Origin of the sequence: Curtobacterium sp. PhB25 (assembly GCF_004365375.1) — a bacterium.
Classification (GTDB): domain Bacteria; phylum Actinomycetota; class Actinomycetes; order Actinomycetales; family Microbacteriaceae; genus Curtobacterium.
Genome location: NZ_SODR01000001.1, coordinates 767,573 through 785,045, shown reverse-complemented (window position 1 = coordinate 785,045; position 17,473 = coordinate 767,573). Strand labels below are relative to the sequence as shown.

The following is a 17,473-nucleotide window of genomic DNA, read 5'->3' as shown; positions in this document are numbered from 1 at the left end:
CACAGGTGGTCGGTGTGCGGATCGACGGTCACCGGCGCTTCGTACAATGACTGTGCCACGACGAGAGAGTTGGCCGCTCGGCCGGGGAGGAGATAGCGATGGCGCGTCGCCTGCCGTCCAACCCGCCCGTGATCGGCGGCTTCAGCCCCGTGCACGTCCTCGGTTCCGGTGGCTTCGCCGACGTCTTCCTCTACGAGCAGGACATGCCGCGTCGTCAGGTCGCGGTGAAGGTGCTGCTCGACGAGGTCGTCGACGACCGCGTCCGGCAGATGTTCCAGGCCGAGGCCAACCTGATGGCCCGGCTCAGCACCCACCCGTCGATCCTCACGGTGTTCCAGGCGAGCGTGGCGGCCGACGGACGTCCGTACCTCGTGATGGAGCTGTGCTCCTCGTCGCTCAGCGAGCGGTACCGGCGGGAGCCGATCCCGGTGTCCGAGGTGCTCTCGATCGGTGTCCGGATCGGGTCCGCCCTCGAGACCGCGCACCGCGAAGGCGTGCTCCACCGTGACATCAAACCGTCGAACATCCTGCTCACGGCGTACGGCAACCCCGTGCTGTCCGACTTCGGCATCGCGGCCACCATCGGCGGGACCGACCCGGACGAGCCCATCGGCATGTCGATCCCGTGGTCGGCTCCCGAGGTCCTGATCGACGAGTCCCGCGGCACGATCCAGTCCGAGGTGTACTCCCTCGCCGCCACCGTGTACTCCCTGCTCGCCGGCCGCAGCCCGTTCGAGGTCCGGGGCGGCAAGAACGGTGCGAGCGACCTCATGAGCCGGATCGACAAGGGCGGCGTCAAGCCCACCGGTCGCACCGACGTCCCACCGTCGCTCGAGCGCCTGCTCGCCACCGCGCTGTCCCGCAAGGTGCCGTCGCGCCCGACGACCGTGCTCGAACTCGTGCGCGGGTTCCAGCAGGTCGAGGCCGAGCTCGGGATCCCGCAGACCGCGGCCGACGTCGCGGTCGAGGCGTGGGCAATCGCGACCCCGACCCCGGAGGGCGACCGGACCATGATCCGGGAGCTCCAGCCGCCGTCGCGGGTCGGCGCCCGTCGCCGCACCCGTCGCGCGGTCCAGGGCGGCGTCGTCGCCGGCGGTTCGCAGAGCGTCGGCACCGTCCACCGCACCGGATCGGTCACACGTGCTCGTCGACGCACCCGGTCGACACTCGTCTGGGCGACGTCCCTCGCCGTCGTCGTGGTCGCCGCCCTCGCCATCGCGACCGTGGTCGTCGTCGGGCGGCTCGGCGCCGGGGCGATCCCCGTGGTGGCGGACGTCCGCGCACAGCCCTCGGCGCAGGCGGTGTCGTTCTCGTGGGCGGACCCGGGGCTGAAGAGCGGCGACACCTACGTCATCTCGTCGAACGGCGCGTCCAGCCAGCAGACTGGCACCACGTTCGTCGTCTCCGGGGAGCGCGGCGACGAGGAGTGCATCGCGGTCGCGGTCAACCGCGACGGCAAGACCGGTGCAGCGAGCGCGCAGAAGTGCGCGACCGTCGGGAGCACCGGGTGATCCGCGCGCTCGTCGCGAAGCACCGATCCGCAGCCGTCACCACCGGGGTCTCCATCCTGGTCGCCGCGGTCGTCGCGACGACCGCGATCGTCTCGACCGGGTACCACACGCAGCGCGTCGACCTCGGGGACGGCACCGTCTGGGTGCCCTCCGCCGAGTACGGAGCGGTCGGCCGGGCCAACACCGGGGTCCTCCAGCTGAACACCGCCGTCGAGACCGCGAGCGACGACCTGGCCGTGCTGCAGCGCGGGTCCATGGTCTACAGCGTCGACCAGACCAAGGGGACCGTGGCCAAGGTCGACGTCGCCGACGCCACCGTCGGCGACGCCGTGACCCTGCCCGCGGGGACACCCCAGGTCTTCTTCGCGGGGGACACCGCGGTGATCGGCAACCAGGACACCGGCGAGCTGTGGGCGACGCCCGCGGCCGACCTCGCCGAGTTCGACGCCTCGACCAAGGCCGACCTGACGCTCGGGGCGGACACCGTCTTCGACGCCTCGGACGGACACGTCGCGGTGTACTCGGCGAAGACCGGCACGGCATCGCTCGTCGACGTCGGATCGACGTTGTCCGTCGACCAACGGTGGAAGGTCGACATGGACCGCACCGACGACTTCCAGGTCGCGACCTTCGACGGCCACCTGGCCGTGCTCGACCGCACCAGCGGCGCCCTGTCGATCGACGGCCGCACCGCGGAGCTCGGCGACCGGGTCGGCGCGTCACCCGTGCTCCAGCGCTCGTCGGACACCTCGTCCGACGTCACCGTCGCGGGCACCGCCGGACTCGTCCGGGTCAGCGCCTCGGGGGCCGTCGACGCCACCGCGCTCCAGGTGTCCGGGCGTGCGGCGCGCCCCTACGTCGACGGGTCCTGCACCTACGCGGCGTGGGCCGGTGGCCAGGCGATCGACACCTGCGACGGCAACGCCCTCCAGCGGCTCGCGAGCACCGGCGGGACCAGCACGATGCAGATCCTGCACAACGGGCAGACCGTCGTCGCCAACGACCCGTCGAGCGGTCGTTCCTGGGCGATCGACCGTAGTGGCCAGCTCATCGACAACTGGGCCGACCTCATCAAGCAGGACGACGAGCAGCAGCAGGAGCAGGTCTCCGACGACGACCCCGAGGTCGACAAGGACCAGAAGCCGCCGGTGGCGGTGGACGACGACCTGGGCGCTCGTCCGGGACGCACCACGAGCCTCCCGGTCCTGCTCAACGACTACGACCCGAACGGTGACCCGATCATCGTGAGCGAGGTCGGGTCCATCTCGGAGTCCGCCGGCCGCGTCGCCATCGTCGCCGACGGCCAACGGCTGCAGGTCACGCTGTCGTCGCGCGCGACCGGCACCGTGACCTTCCCGTACACGATCACCGACGGCAACGGCGGGTCGGACACTGCGACCGTCCGCGTCACGGTGCGGCCGGAGTCGCAGAACGAGGCCCCGCGACAGGTGCGTGACACCTCGGCGGACGTGGTGCAGAACGGACACGTCGTCAGCAGCGTGCTCGGCGACTGGGTCGACCCCGACGGCGACCCGGTGTACCTGAAGTCCGCGACCGCCTCGGACGGCGACCGGGTGTCGACCACCCCGGACGGCCTGCTCGACTTCCGGGCGGACAGCGGCCGGACGGGTGACCGTGCCGTGCAGCTCGTCGTGAGCGACGGACGCGCCGACGGCCGTGGCTCGGTGACCGTGCGCGTGGCGAAGCAGGGGAGTGTGCCGCTGCGTGCCGACCCGTTCCCGGTGCAGGGCTACGCCGGCAAGGCCTTCACGGTGGAGCCGCTCGACCACGTCCGCGGCGGCAACGGCACCGTGACCCTCACGAGTGTGTCGTCGTCGGCGGGGCTGACGGTCACCCCGAGCTACGACGCGGGCACGTTCCGGGTGCAGGGGGCGAGCGCCGGCGACCACCAGCTCGAGTACACCGTGACCGACGGTGTGAAGACGTCGAGCGGCATCGTCCGGGTCACGATCCTCGCGCCGCCGGACGCCTCGACCGCGCCCATCACGACCCCGAAGACGGTCTTCGTCAACACGCTGTCGAGCAAGGACACCGACGTCACCGCGACCGACATCGACCCGGCGGGCGGGGTGCTGCTCGTCACCGCCCTCGACGGACCGGTGCGGGGCAGCGGGGTCCAGGCGAGCATCCTCGACCAGCACACCGTGCGCGTCACGCTGACCGCACCGCTCGACGGGCCGGTGTCGTTCGGGTACACCGAGACGAACGGCCTGGCGTCGTCCACCGGCACGATCACCGTCGTCGAGATCCCCAAGCCCGACCGGATCCAGCCGCCCGTCGCCCAGCCCGACAGCGCGACCGTCCGGGTCGGCGACGTCGCGAACATCGACGTGCTCGACAACGACACCCAGCCCGAGGGCGAGCCCCTGACCCTCGAGCCCGAGCTCGTGCAGAACGTGCCCGGTGACGGCGGTCTGTTGTTCGCCTCGGGCGACCACCTGCGCTACCTCGCGCCGAAGACCCCCGGCAACTACACCGCCGTCTACCGGGTCGCCGGTCCGGACGGCCAGTACGCCGACGCCGCCGTCTCGATCTCGGTGCGCGAACGGGACGCGGCGACGAACAACCCGCCGGTCCCGCAGACCGTGACCGCCCGGGTCGTGGCGGGTTCGTCGGTGCGGATCTCGGTGCCGCTGAACGGGATCGACCCGGACGGCGACTCGGTGCAGCTCGTCGGCGTCGGGTCGAACCCCGACAAGGGCTCCGTCACCGACGTCGCGTCCGACGCGCTGACCTACGAGGCCGGCGACTACTCGGCCGGCACCGACGAGTTCACCTACACGGTGGTCGACGCCCTCGGCGCGCGTGCCACCGGTACCGTCCGCGTGGGCATCGCCCCCCGGGCCGAACAGGCGTCGAACCCCGTCGCCGAGGCCGACCACGTGACCATCCGACCCGGCGGTTCGGTGACCGTGCGGGTGCTGCAGAACGACTCCGACCCCGAGGGGGGTCAGCTCACCGTGTCGGCGGCCGAGCCCACCGCCGACGACGTGTCGGCGAAGATCCTGCGGAAGCAGCAGATCCGGGTCACACCCCCGAAGACCGCGAAGTCGGGCGACTACGCCGTGCTCTACACGGTGGCGAACGCCAGCGGGGGATCGAGCACCGCGTTCCTCACCGTCACGGTCGACCCGGACGCGCAACCCCTCCGCCCCGAGGTCGACGACACGACCCTCGACCTGCAGGACATCCTGCGGCGCGAGAGCGTGACCGTCGACGTGCTCGAGAACGTCTTCTTCGCCGAGGGCACCGCTGCCGACCTGCAGGTCGGGATCGTCGACGGCTACGGCGACACCGCACGGCTCACCGACGACGGACGGATCACGGTCCGGCTCACCGACGAGTCCCAGGTCATCCCGTTCTCGGTCGCACGGGTCGACCACCCCGACATCGTGTCCTACGGCTTCATCAACGTCCCCGGGTTCGACGACGCCCTGCCGCAGATCAACCGCTCGGCCGGTGCCGTCACCGTGAAGAGCGAGGCGACGGTCCGGATCCCGCTCGAGGACTACGTCGTGACCGCGAACGGCCAGACGGCGACGATCACGGACCGCGGCACGGTGAAGGCGACGCACGCGAACGGCCAGAGCCTGGTCGTGGACTCGTCGACGCTGCAGTTCACCTCGTCGAAGCTGTACTACGGCAACGCGTCGATCTCGTTCGAGGTCACGGACGGTTCCGCGGCCAACGGCGGGAAGGGGCGGGTCGCGACGCTCGTGCTCCCGGTCACCGTGACGCCGCGGTCGAACCAGCCGCCGGCGTTCACCGGCTCGGCGGTCGAGATGCAGCCTGGTGAGACGCGCACCGTCGACCTGACGAAGCTCACCGACTACCCGTACCCGAAGGACCTGCCGGAGCTGCGCTACTCCGTCGTCGGCCGTCCAGCGGCCGGCACCACCGCCACGATCTCCAAGCAGCAGCTGACCATCACGGTCGCCGACACCGCGAAGAAGAACACCACGGCGTCGATCGGCATCGGGGTGCAGGACGACGCGAACGCCGGACGTGCCGGCACCGTGACCGTCGGGGTCGTGGCCTCGACGCGTCCGCTCGTGCAACCCGGCGCCGACCGGTCGATCACCAAGCGCGGTGCGACGACCACCATCGACGTCCTGACGAACGACCAGCCGACGAACCCGTTCCCCGGACAGCGGTTGCGCGTCGTGAACATCCGTGGTCTGTCCGGCGGGCTGCCGAGCGGCGTCTCCGTGACCCCGAGCGGCGACCGCACCCGTCTGCAGGTCCGCGTCTCCGACAGCGCCAAGCCGGTGGACGCCCACCTGCAGTACCAGGTCGCCGACGCCACGAACGACCCGGACCGCTACGTCTGGGGTGACGTGACGATCTCGGTGCAGGACGTCCCCGACGCCCCCGGCACGCCAACCCGGACCGGGTCCTACGACGGTGGCCAGGCCACGCTGACCTGGTCGACCCCGCAGGGCAACAACTCGCCGATCACCGGGTACCGCGTCACCGGCACGAACGGCGTCGCGAAGAACTGCGGCACCGCCACGGTCTGCACCCTGACGGGCCTCGACCCGAAGGCGTCGTACCGCTTCCAGGTCATCGCCACGAACGCGATCGGCGACTCGAAGCCGTCGGGCAGCTCGGCCACGATCAGCGCCGACTACGTGCCGGCGCCGCCGAAGGGCATCACCGTCACACCGAACGGGTCGACGCCGAACCAGCTCGACGTCGCGTGGAAGGCCGTTCCCGCTCCGAACCGTGGCAGCGCGGTCGACGACTACATCGTCACCATCGAGGGACCGGGGCTGTCCGGTACCCGGCACACCGGCACGGCGACGAGCACCTCGTTCACCGGAGCCCAGAGCGCCGCGCAGTACAAGGTGACGATCTCGGCCCGGAACGACGCGGACCGCAACGGCACCGTCGTGCAGTGGAACTCGGCATCGGCCACGGGTACGGCCGTCGGGACGCCCGGCAAGCCGACGAACGTCCGAGCCGTCGCCGGTGAGCAGGCGGACTCTTCGGGGAAGTCGACCGTGACCGTGACCTGGGGTGCTCCCGACGCGGCAGGCGGGTCCGGACTGCGGTACGGGGTGTTCCGCTCGGGCAACGTCGACTGCGCTGCCACCCCGTCCGGCTCGATCGGTTCGTCGAGCCCGACGCGCGACGACGGCGTCGGCGGCGGGTCGACGCGGTACGCCGTGACCGTGTCGAACGGCTACTTCTGCAACGTCGAGTACACGGACGCGGTGACGTACGAACGTCCCACAGGGACCGGACGACCCTCCGTCGACGTCGTGCAGGTCGGGACGAACCTCTGGAACGTCAGCGTCACGGCTCCCTCGCGGAACGCGCACCACTACCAGCTCGAGACCGGCGGGCAGCCGATCACGCTGCAGCCGGGCCAGACCTGGACAGGCGTGCCGGGGTCCGGAGCGCGCAACGTGTCCGCGCAGATGCTCCTGCGTGCCTGCGGCGGACCGGGCAGCACGTTCTGCACGCCCGACGACCAATCGTGGACGGGCAACGCCACGGCCCTCGACTCGAACCTCTCGGTGACCGCTGCCCAGCAGGGGCAGCCGATCGCGGTGACGGGGCCGAGCGGCTCCGGGATCTCGGTGCGCTACACCGCGTACTGGTACTTCGACGAGGACGGCAACATCTTCCGCGGGACCGACAGCTGGAACGCCGGGGAGACCGCGCCGACTCCGCCACTCGGCGCGAGCTCCGTCAAGGTCCGAGCAACGGTCACCGCGACGGACGGCTCGAGCTCGCAGAAGTCCGACGCCGTGACCGATGCGTTCCCGATCGCAGCGGCGCCGGTGCCGGACCCCGAGCCGGAGCCGTCCGTGCCGAGTGAGCCCGATCCGGAACCCGCGCCCGGCTGACCCGGTTCCGCCGCCCGCTGACCGTACGCTGCACCTACCGCCATCCCCGAGAACGAGGAACGACCCCGCATGAGCATGACCCCGGAGCAGGCCACCTGGTTCGCCGACGTCGCAGGCCGCATCGTGACCAACGTCGAGCAGGTGCTCCTCGGGAAGACGTTCGTGATCCGCCTCGCGGTGACGGCGATGCTCAGCGAGGGCCACCTGCTCCTCGAGGACGTCCCCGGCACGGGCAAGACGAGTCTGGCGCGGGCGATGGCGCAGAGCGTGCAGGGGACGACGAACCGCATCCAGTTCACCCCCGACCTGCTGCCCGGCGACATCACCGGCATCAGTGTCTACGACCAGCGCACGCAGGAGTTCGACTTCCACCGCGGCCCGGTCTTCGCGAACATCGTCCTCGCCGACGAGATCAACCGTGCGAGCCCGAAGACGCAGTCGGCCCTGCTCGAGGCGATGGAGGAGTCGGCGATCACGGTCGACGGCGTGAACCACCGTCTGGCGGCTCCGTTCATGGTCATCGCGACGCAGAACCCCATCGAGCAGGCCGGCACGTACCGTCTGCCCGAGGCGCAGCTCGACCGGTTCCTCATGAAGACCTCGATCGGCTACCCCGACCACGCCGCCACCGTGAAGATCCTCGAGACCTCGTCTGCTCCGTCGGCATCGGTTCCGCTCGCGAGTGTCGTGCCCGCGGCGACGATCACCGAGATGGCCGCGCTGGCCCGCACGGTGCACGTCGACGCCGTCATCGCCGACTACGTCGCACGGTTGGTCGACGCGACGCGTTCGGCCAGTGAGGTCCGCCTGGGCGTCAGCGTCCGCGGCGCGATGGGCCTCATCCGTTCGGCACGCGTGCTCGCTGCGCTGAGCGGCCGCCACTACGTCACGCCGGACGACGTCAAGGCCCTCGCCGTCCCGGTGCTCGCGCACCGCCTGGTGCTCGACGCCGAGGCGGAGTTCGACGGTGTCAGCGCGCCGAGCGTCATCGCACAGCTGCTGGTGGAGACGCCGCCGCCGGCCGACCGAGTCACGACGTGACGGACCGCCGGCCCATCTCCACGCGCTCACGCCGTCCGTCCTCGACGCGGTCGCGTCGCGGGACGACGGCGTACGAGCGCACGGGGACGGTCGCCGGCCTGACCAACGTCCGCTCACGGATCGTCGGTGACCGCGAAGGCGTCGCAGCGGATGCGGTCGTCGGGATCGTCCGGGTCTGGGCAACGGCCTGGAGGCTCGTCAAGCGTTCCTGGGGCGAGGTCTCGTCCGTCGTCACCGGGCTCGGGTGGACGGTCGCGGCCCTCACGCTCGTCGCGTTCGTGGCCGGCTACCGGTTCGGCCTGCGCGAGATCGTCGTCGTCGGGTTCGCGGGAGCGGTGCTCGTCGTCGTCGCCGCGATCGCGCTCATCGGCCGCACGCGGCTGGTGATCCGGATGCGCCTGCCGCAGCACCGTGTGGCGGTCGGCGACGAGGCCGGTGTGGTGGTCACGGCGGAGAACCCGACGCGTCTGCCCTCGGTGCCGACGACGGTCGAGGTGCCGGTCGGCCCGGGGCTCGTCGACGTCGCGATCCCGGCGATCGGCGCGCACGGCACGTTCGAGCAGCTGGTGCCCGTACCGACCGTGCGCCGCGGCGTGCTCGACGTGGGTCCGGTCACCGGTGTCCGCGCCGACCCCGTCGGTCTCGTCCGCCGCGAGGTCGTCTGGACCGCACGCGAACAGGTCATCGTGCACCCGCGCACGATCGCAATCCCGTCGACGAGCACCGGGCTGGTGCGCGACCTCGAGGGGCAGGCGACCACCGACCTGTCGCCGGCCGACATCGCGTTCCACGCCATCCGCGAGTACATGCCGGGTGACGACCCCCGCACCATCCACTGGAAGTCGACGGCGAAGTCGGGCGCGCTGATGGTGCGCCAGTTCGAGGACACGCGCCGCTCGCACCTGGTCGTGGCACTCGGCATCGCCCGGTCGGAGTTCGGGGACGACGAGGAGTTCGAGCTCGCGGTGAGCGCTGCGGCCTCGCTCGGTGCCCGTGCGATCCGCGACGGCCGAGAGGTCTCGGTCGTGGTGTCGGAACGCACCCCGGAGTTCGCGAAGCGTGCCGTCTACGCGGTGCGGACCCTGCCGACGGTCACCCCGACGCGCCTGCTCGACGACTTCGCCTCGGTCGGACTCGCCGAGGCCTGCCTGCCCATCGCCGAGGTCTCCCGGATCGTCGGCAGCGACACCGAGGGCATCTCGGTGGCGTTCCTGGTCGTCGGTTCGACGATCGGACTGCCGGCGCTCCGGCTCGCGGCGACGCGCTTCCCCGTCGGGGTCGAGGTCGTCGCGGTGATCTGCGAGCCCGAAGCACAGCCACGGTTCCTGCGGGTCGCGGGCCTGACCGTGATGACCATCGGCTACCTGGACGACCTCCGGCACGCCCTGCACCGATCGGCCGCCGCGTGAGCGCCCCTCCGGTGGCCACGCCGACGCCGCCCGCGGAGCGTGCCCGTCGGTCGACCCGGCGTTCCGATCGACGCGATGCCCGGCGGCTCGTGCCGTTCCGTCTGGCCGGCGGGACCCTCGTCGTGTGGCTCCTGCTCGCGATCGCGAGTGTGTCGTGGTGGCCGGTCTACCGCGACGACTCGATGATCGTCGCGGCGGTGACCGCGATCGCGTTCGGCACCCTCGTCGCCCTCGTCGGCGCGGTCCTGCGGCTGCCGCTGGTCGTGGTGGCGATCGCGACGGTGGCGGCGTTCACGCTCGCCGGTGTACCCGCCGCCGTGCCCGGTCAGGCCAACGGGGTTCTGCCGACGGGCCCGGGCCTGCTCGCGCTGTTCGCCGGCGTCGCGCTGGGGTGGAAGCAGCTGGTGACCATCAGCCTGCCGGTCGGCTCGTACGAGGCGCTCCTCGTGCCGTACTTCGTGACGCTCCTCGTCGCCACGGTGACGGCCGTGAGCGTGGCGACCCGTGCCTCCAGGCAGGAACTCGCGAGCATCCCGGCACTGGTGCTGTTCGCGATCGGGGTGGTCGTCGGACCGAGCCGGCTGGACACGTCGATCGTGACGGCCGTCGTGCTCGTCGCCGTCGCGCTCGTGTGGGCGCTGACGGTGCGGCACGCACGTCGCGCGGTCGCCGTGGCGACCACGATCGGGTCGCCGGTGCCGATCGCTCGGTCCGTCGTGCGCCCCGCGCTCGTCGGCACGGGGACGATCGTCGCGGCGGCCGTCGTCGCCACGGGTCTCGGGCTGGTCGCGCCACCGGCCAACGAGCGCACCGTCGCCCGCACGGACGTCGTGAAGCCGTTCGACCCCCGCGACTACGTCAGCCCGCTGAGCGGCTTCCGCGCGTACGAGGAACAGAGCGCGGCGGACACCGCACAGCTCCGGGTCACCGGACTGCCGGAGAACGGGTTCGTGCGCATCGCGACGCTCGACACCTACGACGGCGTGGTCTACCGCGTCGGCGGGTCGGACGGCTCCTCGTCGTCGGGCACGTTCGAGCGCGTGCCGACGTCGGTCGACGTCCGTGGCGTGGACGGCACCACGGTGCGCGTCGGGGTGACCGTCGACGGCTACAGCGGGGTCTGGCTGCCGACGGTGGGGGACCTGGAGCGCGTCGACTTCACCGGGACCGACGCCGACGACGAGCGCGGTTCCTTCTTCTACAACGGCTCGACGCAGACGGGCGCCGTGGTCGGCGGTGTCCGCGAAGGCACTTCCTACGACCTGACCGCCGTGGTCCCCGACCAGCCGACGGACGAGCAGCTCGCGGCCGCCCGCCCGGGCAGTGCCGCGGTCCCGACGGCGCGCGACGTGCCGGACGCCGTCCGCGAGACGGTCGAGGCGACGACCGACGCCGATGCGACTTCTGGTGCGAAGCTCGTCGCGGTGATCCAGGCGCTCAAGCGCAACGGGTACGTCAGCCACGGCGTCGGTGACGACCGGATGAGCCGTTCGGGGCACGGCGCCGACCGCATCCAGGAGCTCCTGACGTCGCCGCTGATGATCGGCGACCAGGAGCAGTACGCCGCCGCAGCAGCGCTGATGGCCGACGAGCTCGGGTTCCCGGCACGGGTGGTCATGGGCTTCACCGCAGGCGGCGACTCGGGGTCCGGCGGGGCGTCGGCGAGCGGCGGCACCACGACGTTCCGCGGCTCGGACGTCACCGCGCGCATCGAGGTCGACACCGCGCAGTGGGGGTGGGTGATGCTCAACCCCAACCCGAGTGTCCGCGAGATCCCGAACGAGCAGCAGCAGACGCCGCAGCCGGTGACCCGTCCCGAGACCGTCGTGCCGCCGCCTCCCGTCGACCAGCAGGACCAGGACCAGCAGGCGCCGCCGCAGAGCGACCGGAACACGCCGCCCGTGCAGCCGCTGTGGTTGCAGATCCTGCTCGCAGCGCTGCCGTGGGTGCTCGGTGCACTGGGGCTGATCGCCCTCGTGCTCCTGCCGTTCGGGGTGATCGTCCTGCTGAAGCGGGTCCGCCGCCGACGGCGCCGTCGTGCTCCGACGCCGCGCGGTCGCATCGTCGGGGCCTGGGACGAGTACCGCGATGCGCTCCTCGACCGTGGGCACGACGTGGCCGGATCGGCCACACGACGCGAGACCGTGACCGGCGCTCCGGGTGAGGGCGGGACCGGACTGGCCGCCCTCGCCGACCGGGCGGTGTTCGGACCGAGCGACGTCGACCAGGCCGCCGCCGACCGGATGTGGTCGGCGACGGACGATGCGGTGGGGACCCTGCGCGCCGGTCGGACCCGCCGTGAGCGGTTCCGCACCGCCGTGTCGCTCCGGTCCCTGCGGGGACCCGAACGGCCGCGCGCCACCACCGGTCAGGGCTCGGCGAGACGCGGTGACTACGATGGCCGGAGGCCTGACGAGCGTCGTGGACGGCCGAGTGAGGACAGAGGCAGACCGTGATCAGATGCGAACACTGTGGATCGATGCTCCCGGAGGGGGCGATCTTCTGCGGTGAGTGCGGACGCGCGGTGACCGCCGGAGCGAGCCGCCGGCCGGTCGCTCCGACCCCCGTCGAGCAGGCGCCGCCACCGCCCCTGCAGCAGCCCGACTCCCACGGACGTCGCTCCGACCCTGCGGCCGACGCGTGGTTGCCCGAGTCGACCCTCGACCCCGCCACCCGCGCCTGGCTGACCGGTGCCGACCGCCGCAGCACCGAACCCCCGACCGCGGTGCCCGTGCAACGCCCCGACGACCTCGCCCCGCGCGAGGCACCGTCGCACGTGCACGGAGCGGGCTCCGGCCTCGGCGACTGGTCGAACGCGGCCGCGCAGCCCGACGCCGTCCCCGCCCAGGACGAACCGCCACTGGACCCGGACGCCTACCGCTCCGAGCCCGCCGACGCCCTCGCCGACGACCCCGAGCGGACCCGGTTGGCTCCCGTCGAGGACCGTCCCGTGACCCCGCCGGCCGCTGACGAGGCGCCGGCACCCGTGTGGGCGCCGCCGGTCGCTCCGGCCCCGTCCGCGGCTCCGGCAGGCCCGTCCTGGTGGGTCGGTCGCGGCGCCACAACCGATGCCGGAGCTGATCCGGCTCCCGTCGTGCCGCCGGTCCCGAGTGCACCGACCGTCGCTGACGACACGCCCCGTGACACGTCCCACGACACGCCAGACGACACCGCGGCGTCCCCGCACGCGACGGACGACGCAGCCGTGCACGCCGACACCGACGGTGCTGACGACACGACGTCCACCCGCTCCGGCGAGCCCGTGCAGGACGGTGCGCTCGGACAACCGACCGCAGCCGTGCCCGTCGTCTCGCCGCCGCAGCCGGGGGACACCGCCGTCGTCGAGCCCCTGATCGACCGCCGACCGCCGCGGCCCGCGCCGCTCGTGACGCCGGGCATGCACGCCACGACCATCTGCCACGTCTGTGGCAACCGCCTCGAGCCCGACGACATCTTCTGCGGCGAGTGCGGAGCAGTCCGCCCCGCCGTGACCGCCGCGTTCACCGGACCGGTCGTACCGTTGCCGATGGCGCGTCCGGACTGGGCGACCGAGCACTCCGGCGTGGAGTCGGCCGGAGCCGGCGGGTCGTCGTCGACCGACGCGCCGGACGACGAGATCCCGGTCGATGCGCCTGCGGACGATCAGGCCTCGAGCGACGAGACCGGGTCCGGCGAGACCGGGTCCGACGAGGACGTGGCCGACGAGACCGCCGCCGACGACGAGTCGGCCCTGCCGGACAGCGAGGCCTCGCGCCCGGGTGGCCGTCCCCGCGGCGCACACGCGGCGCCGGTGACCGAGCCGACCGAGCCCGGGGACGCGGCACCGCACGGAGAACCGCAGGACTCCGAACGGTCCTGGGTCCCGCCGGCGCAGGCCCCGCTCGCCGCGCCGCTGCCTCCGCTCCCCGGGGCGACGGCACCCGAGCTCCCGCTCCCGCCGTCGGACCGTCCCGAGGCCAGTGCGGACGCCGACGAGCTCGACGAGGACGTCGACGAGACCCGCATCGTCTCGAAGACCCCGACGCGCGCGCCGTTCCTGCTGCACTTCAGCACGGGCGAGCGGTTCGGGGTGCACGGCACGGGCCTGCTCGGTCGTCTGCCTCGTCCGCAGCCGGGGGAGCGCTACGACGACCTGCTGACCGTCCACGACCCGGGCAAGTCGGTGTCGAAGACCCACCTCGAGCTCGGCCGCGACGGTGACGACCTGTGGGTGTCCGACCGGTTCTCCGGCAACGGCACCGTCGTCCGCCACATCGACGGTTCGATCCGTCGCTGCGAGCCCGGCCGTCGGTACCGCGTGGAGCGCGGGGCTCGGGTGGACATCGGCGAGCAGTTCTTCCTCGTGCAGTAGCGCTGCCGGACTTCTCCACAGATCGGTCGTCGGCGCCCCGGAGACGCCGCCGTCCTGCTGCGATGGAGGCATGACCCCGTTCGCTGCTCGGTGCGTCCTGGTCGGGACCGCCGTCGTGCTCGTCCTCGCCGGGGTGTTCGCGCCCCTCGACGGCGCTTCCCGTGCGGTGGTGTTCGCAGCCGCCGGGTGCTGCGCGGTGCTCGACGTCCTGCTGCACCGGTCCGGCGCAGGCGGACGCCGCGAACCGGAGTCGCTGTCCGGCGACTACTCCGCAGCGGCGATCGAGTCCCACTGTCCGAGCGCACCAGGACGGCTCCTGCTCGGCCACGGCTCGGACGGTGTGCCGTGGGAGACCGACACGACCGGTCACGTCGTGGTCGTCGGCACCGGGGCACTCGCCGCCGCGGTGTTCCGGGCGATCGCCGAACAGCTCCGCGCCACCGCCGATCCGTGGGACGACCTCCGCGCAGCCGGCAGAATCGGAACCCAAACTGGCGACGACCCGGCGCTGCCCGACGGTACGACGCTGCCCGACGGCACGGCGGTGCTCGCTCGCCTCGACCGCTCCGGACGCCCGAGCGGCACGGTCGTGCTCGTCCCGGGACTCGGAGCGATGCCAGGGCTGTGGGACGCCGCGGTGGAGGTCACCCGCTACGGCTGCACCGTCCGTCGCCCACCCGACCGATGTGGTGTCACGCTCAGACCGGTGCTCCCGGTACTGCCGGAGCTCGTCGGGTGACGGCCTCAGCGCAGGCCGGAGCCGACCCGGACCGCGCCGACCGGCACACCACCGCCGAGCACCTGTTCACCCGTCGCCGCCAGGACATCGGCCACGCCGTCGGCGCCCACCAGCCCGTTCCGCTGCAGCAGGGTCAGCGCTGCGAGGGTGCCCGCGCGCTGTGACCCGTCCAGCACCTTCACCGCGACCGCGGCCCCACCGGGCAGCCCCATCACCATGACGCCCTCGGCCCCGAGCTTCGCCAGGACCTGCAGCCGCTCGATCGTGACGGTGTTGGCCCGACCGACCCCGTCGATCGCCCACGGGTGCGCCAGGACGGCGTCGGTCAGCGCCGTGGAGTCGTCGTCGGCCCGGGCGACGACGCCGGCGAACCCGCGTGCCAGTCCGGTCAGCGTGAGCGGAAAGACGGGGGCGCCGCAGCCGTCGGTGCCGACCAGGTCGACCGTCTCGTGCGTGTACTCCTCGACCACCGAGCGGACCCGCTGCTGCATCGGGTGCTCGATGTCCAGGTACGTCGCCTCGTCCCACCCGTTGACGCGGCAGGCGGCGAGCATGCCGGCGTGTTTGCCCGAGCAGTTCATCGCCAGGCGCCGGGGGCCGTCCATCGTCCGGCCGGTCGCTCGGTCGAAGGGCATGTCCGGCGGGCACCCGAGGTCGGCCTCGACGTGGTCGAACGACTCGAGCATGTGCAGCGCGAGGGCCTGGTGTGCGACGGTACCGGCGTGGCTCGCGGTGGTGAGGACGAGTTCCTCGTCGGAGAACCGGGCACCGGCGCCGCGGACGGCGAGGGCCTGGAACGGCTTCATCGTCGAGCGCGGGTAGATGCTGGCGGTGACGTCGCCGACCGAGTCGACGACGGCACCCGAGGAGTCGACCACGACCCCGGCGCCGATGTGCCGGCTCTCGTCGAACCCCGACCGGTCGAGGACCGCGAGTTCGACCGACCCGTCGGCGGTGAGAGGATGGCGATCAGTGCGGACTTCGTGGCTCACCGTCATGCCGCCATGCTAGCCAGGGCGGACGACCGCCAGTGACGCCGACGAAGGGGCAGCACCCGTGCAGGACCACACCTACGAGGTCTCCGTCAGCTGGACGGGAGACCGCGGCACCGGCACGTCCGGCTACCGCGACTACGGGCGCGACCACGTCGTCTCGGCGGTCGGCAAGCCCGACGTGGTCGGCTCGGCCGACCCCACGTTCCGCGGTGACCGCGACCGCTGGAACCCGGAGGAACTCGTCGTCGCCGCGTTGGCCCAGTGCCACATGCTCAGCTACCTGCACGTCGCGGTGACCCAGGGCTTCACCGTCGTCGACTACCGCGACACGGCCACTGCGTCGCTGAACCTGAACCGCGACGGCTCGGGCGAGCTCACCGGTGCGACGCTGCACCCGGTCGTGACGATCCTCGAGGCAGACCGGGTGGCCGATGCCGAAGCCGCGCACGCCACGGCGAACCAGCTCTGCTTCATCGCCCGGTCGGTGTCGTTCCCGGTGCACCACGAGGCCCAGACCGTCGTCCGTGCTGCGACATTGGCAGGGGACTCTTCAGCAGGTGGGGCAGACTAGGGTCCCGTGAAGCGTCTGCGCCTGCTCCCGATCGCCCTCGTCCCCGCCGTCGTGCTGGGACTCGCCGCATGCTCCGGCTCCGGTTCGGACGGGTCCACGGCCTCGCCGACCCCGACCGCCAGTGCGACCGCCTCGGCGATCACGTCCTGCCCGGACCCCGGCAAGGCCTCTGACTCGATCCGGGCGACCGGCTCGTTCGGGGGCGCGAAGGCCCCGACCGTCAAGTTCGCGGCGGGCCTGTCGGCCAAGACCCCGCAGGCCACGAAGCTCGTCTCGGGCAAGGGCGCGTCGTTGGACGAGGGCGACTACGCCCAGGTGTCGTACACGGTCTACGAGGCGAAGGACGCCAAGAAGCTCGGCACGGTCGGTTTCGACGAGGGCAACCCGCAGGTCCTGTCCGTCGGCGGCTCGGGCTTCGGTGCCCTCCTCGCCTGCTCGAAGGTCGGCGACCGGTTGGCAGCGGTCGGTCAGTCCGCGGCACTCGGCTTCAACACCGGCGGCGAGATCGTCGTGGTCGCGGACGTCGTCGCGCAGACCCCCACCAAGGCGAGCGGCACCCCGCAGGACCAGGACCCCGGCCTGCCGACGGTCAAGGACAAGGCGTCCGGCGAGCCGGAGATCACGATCCCCGACGGTGTGAAGGCCCCGACCAAGACGACCGTCGAGGTCCTCAAGCAGGGCGACGGCGCGTCCATCGCCGACGGCGACACCGCCCTCGTGCAGTACAAGGGCGTCGTCTACAGCACCGGCAAGGAGTTCGACTCCTCGTGGTCGAAGGGCGCCCCGACGACCTTCACGGTCTCCGAGAGCGCACTCATCAAGGGCTTCGTCACGGGGCTCGTCGGCCAGAAGGTCGGCTCCCAGGTGCTGATCGTCGCCACGCCGGAGGACGCCTACGGCGCGAACCCGCAGGAGGGTTCGGGCATCCCGAAGAACGCCACGCTCGTCTTCGTGGTCGACATCCTCGCGAAGGGCTGACC

At 72.2% G+C, this 17,473-nt stretch carries 10 protein-coding genes; 9 read left to right on the top strand and 1 reads right to left on the bottom strand.

What is annotated here, in order from left to right:
- Positions 1-98 precede the first annotated feature (98 nt).
- The 7 genes from EDF51_RS03570 to EDF51_RS03540 all read left to right on the top strand — a co-directional run bounded on the left by EDF51_RS03570 (position 99) and on the right by EDF51_RS03540 (position 14,927).
- Positions 99-1,511, top strand: a complete 1,413-nt coding sequence (locus EDF51_RS03570; protein ID WP_132100281.1) for a serine/threonine-protein kinase — start codon at positions 99-101, stop codon at positions 1,509-1,511.
- Complete coding sequence (locus EDF51_RS03565) at positions 1,508-7,387, top strand: Ig-like domain-containing protein (protein ID WP_134193861.1); 5,880 nt, start codon at positions 1,508-1,510, stop codon at positions 7,385-7,387. The genes EDF51_RS03570 and EDF51_RS03565 overlap by 4 nt, the downstream gene beginning before the upstream one ends.
- A gap of 69 nt (positions 7,388-7,456) precedes the next feature.
- The gene (locus EDF51_RS03560) at positions 7,457-8,428 is read left to right on the top strand and encodes a MoxR family ATPase (protein WP_123294288.1); all 972 of its coding nucleotides are present in this window, start codon (positions 7,457-7,459) and stop codon (positions 8,426-8,428) included.
- A complete protein-coding gene (locus EDF51_RS03555) occupies positions 8,425-9,837 on the top strand; it encodes a DUF58 domain-containing protein (RefSeq protein ID WP_134193859.1) in 1,413 nt (470 codons plus the stop codon). Before EDF51_RS03560 ends, EDF51_RS03555 begins: the two co-directional genes overlap by 4 nt.
- The gene (locus tag EDF51_RS03550; protein WP_133937043.1) at positions 9,834-12,293 is read left to right on the top strand and encodes a transglutaminaseTgpA domain-containing protein; all 2,460 of its coding nucleotides are present in this window, start codon (positions 9,834-9,836) and stop codon (positions 12,291-12,293) included. Before EDF51_RS03555 ends, EDF51_RS03550 begins: the two co-directional genes overlap by 4 nt.
- Positions 12,294-12,316: 23 nt before the next feature.
- On the top strand, positions 12,317-14,188 hold the full coding sequence (locus tag EDF51_RS03545) for an FHA domain-containing protein (RefSeq protein WP_132100285.1): 1,872 nt from the start codon (positions 12,317-12,319) through the stop codon (positions 14,186-14,188).
- Between the two features lie 70 nt (positions 14,189-14,258).
- The gene (locus EDF51_RS03540; protein ID WP_134193857.1) at positions 14,259-14,927 is read left to right on the top strand and encodes a hypothetical protein; all 669 of its coding nucleotides are present in this window, start codon (positions 14,259-14,261) and stop codon (positions 14,925-14,927) included.
- Between the two features lie 5 nt (positions 14,928-14,932).
- Here EDF51_RS03540 and EDF51_RS03535 read toward each other — a convergent pair whose 3' ends face one another.
- Positions 14,933-15,925 (bottom strand): asparaginase, encoded by a 993-nt coding sequence (locus tag EDF51_RS03535; RefSeq protein ID WP_132100287.1) that lies wholly within the window; start codon positions 15,923-15,925, stop codon positions 14,933-14,935.
- A 58-nt stretch (positions 15,926-15,983) separates the two neighbouring features.
- Between EDF51_RS03535 and EDF51_RS03530 the strand changes: the two genes are divergently transcribed.
- Positions 15,984-16,493, top strand: coding sequence for an OsmC family protein (locus tag EDF51_RS03530; protein ID WP_132100288.1), 510 nt, complete (start codon positions 15,984-15,986; stop codon positions 16,491-16,493).
- A gap of 6 nt (positions 16,494-16,499) precedes the next feature.
- On the top strand, positions 16,500-17,471 hold the full coding sequence (locus EDF51_RS03525) for an FKBP-type peptidyl-prolyl cis-trans isomerase (RefSeq protein ID WP_134193855.1): 972 nt from the start codon (positions 16,500-16,502) through the stop codon (positions 17,469-17,471).
- Positions 17,472-17,473: the final 2 nt, after the last annotated feature.

What these genes read in the sequence shown, in the direction of transcription:
- EDF51_RS03570 (WP_132100281.1), top strand. Translation starts at nt 99, where the DNA reads ATGGCGCGTCGCCTGCCGTCCAACCCGCCCGTGATCGGCGGCTTCAGC.
- EDF51_RS03560 (WP_123294288.1), top strand. Translation starts at nt 7,457, where the DNA reads ATGAGCATGACCCCGGAGCAGGCCACCTGGTTCGCCGACGTCGCAGGC.
- EDF51_RS03545 (WP_132100285.1), top strand. Translation starts at nt 12,317, where the DNA reads ATGCTCCCGGAGGGGGCGATCTTCTGCGGTGAGTGCGGACGCGCGGTG.
- EDF51_RS03540 (WP_134193857.1), top strand. Translation starts at nt 14,259, where the DNA reads ATGACCCCGTTCGCTGCTCGGTGCGTCCTGGTCGGGACCGCCGTCGTG.
- EDF51_RS03535 (WP_132100287.1), bottom strand. Translation starts at nt 15,925, where the DNA reads ATGACGGTGAGCCACGAAGTCCGCACTGATCGCCATCCTCTCACCGCC.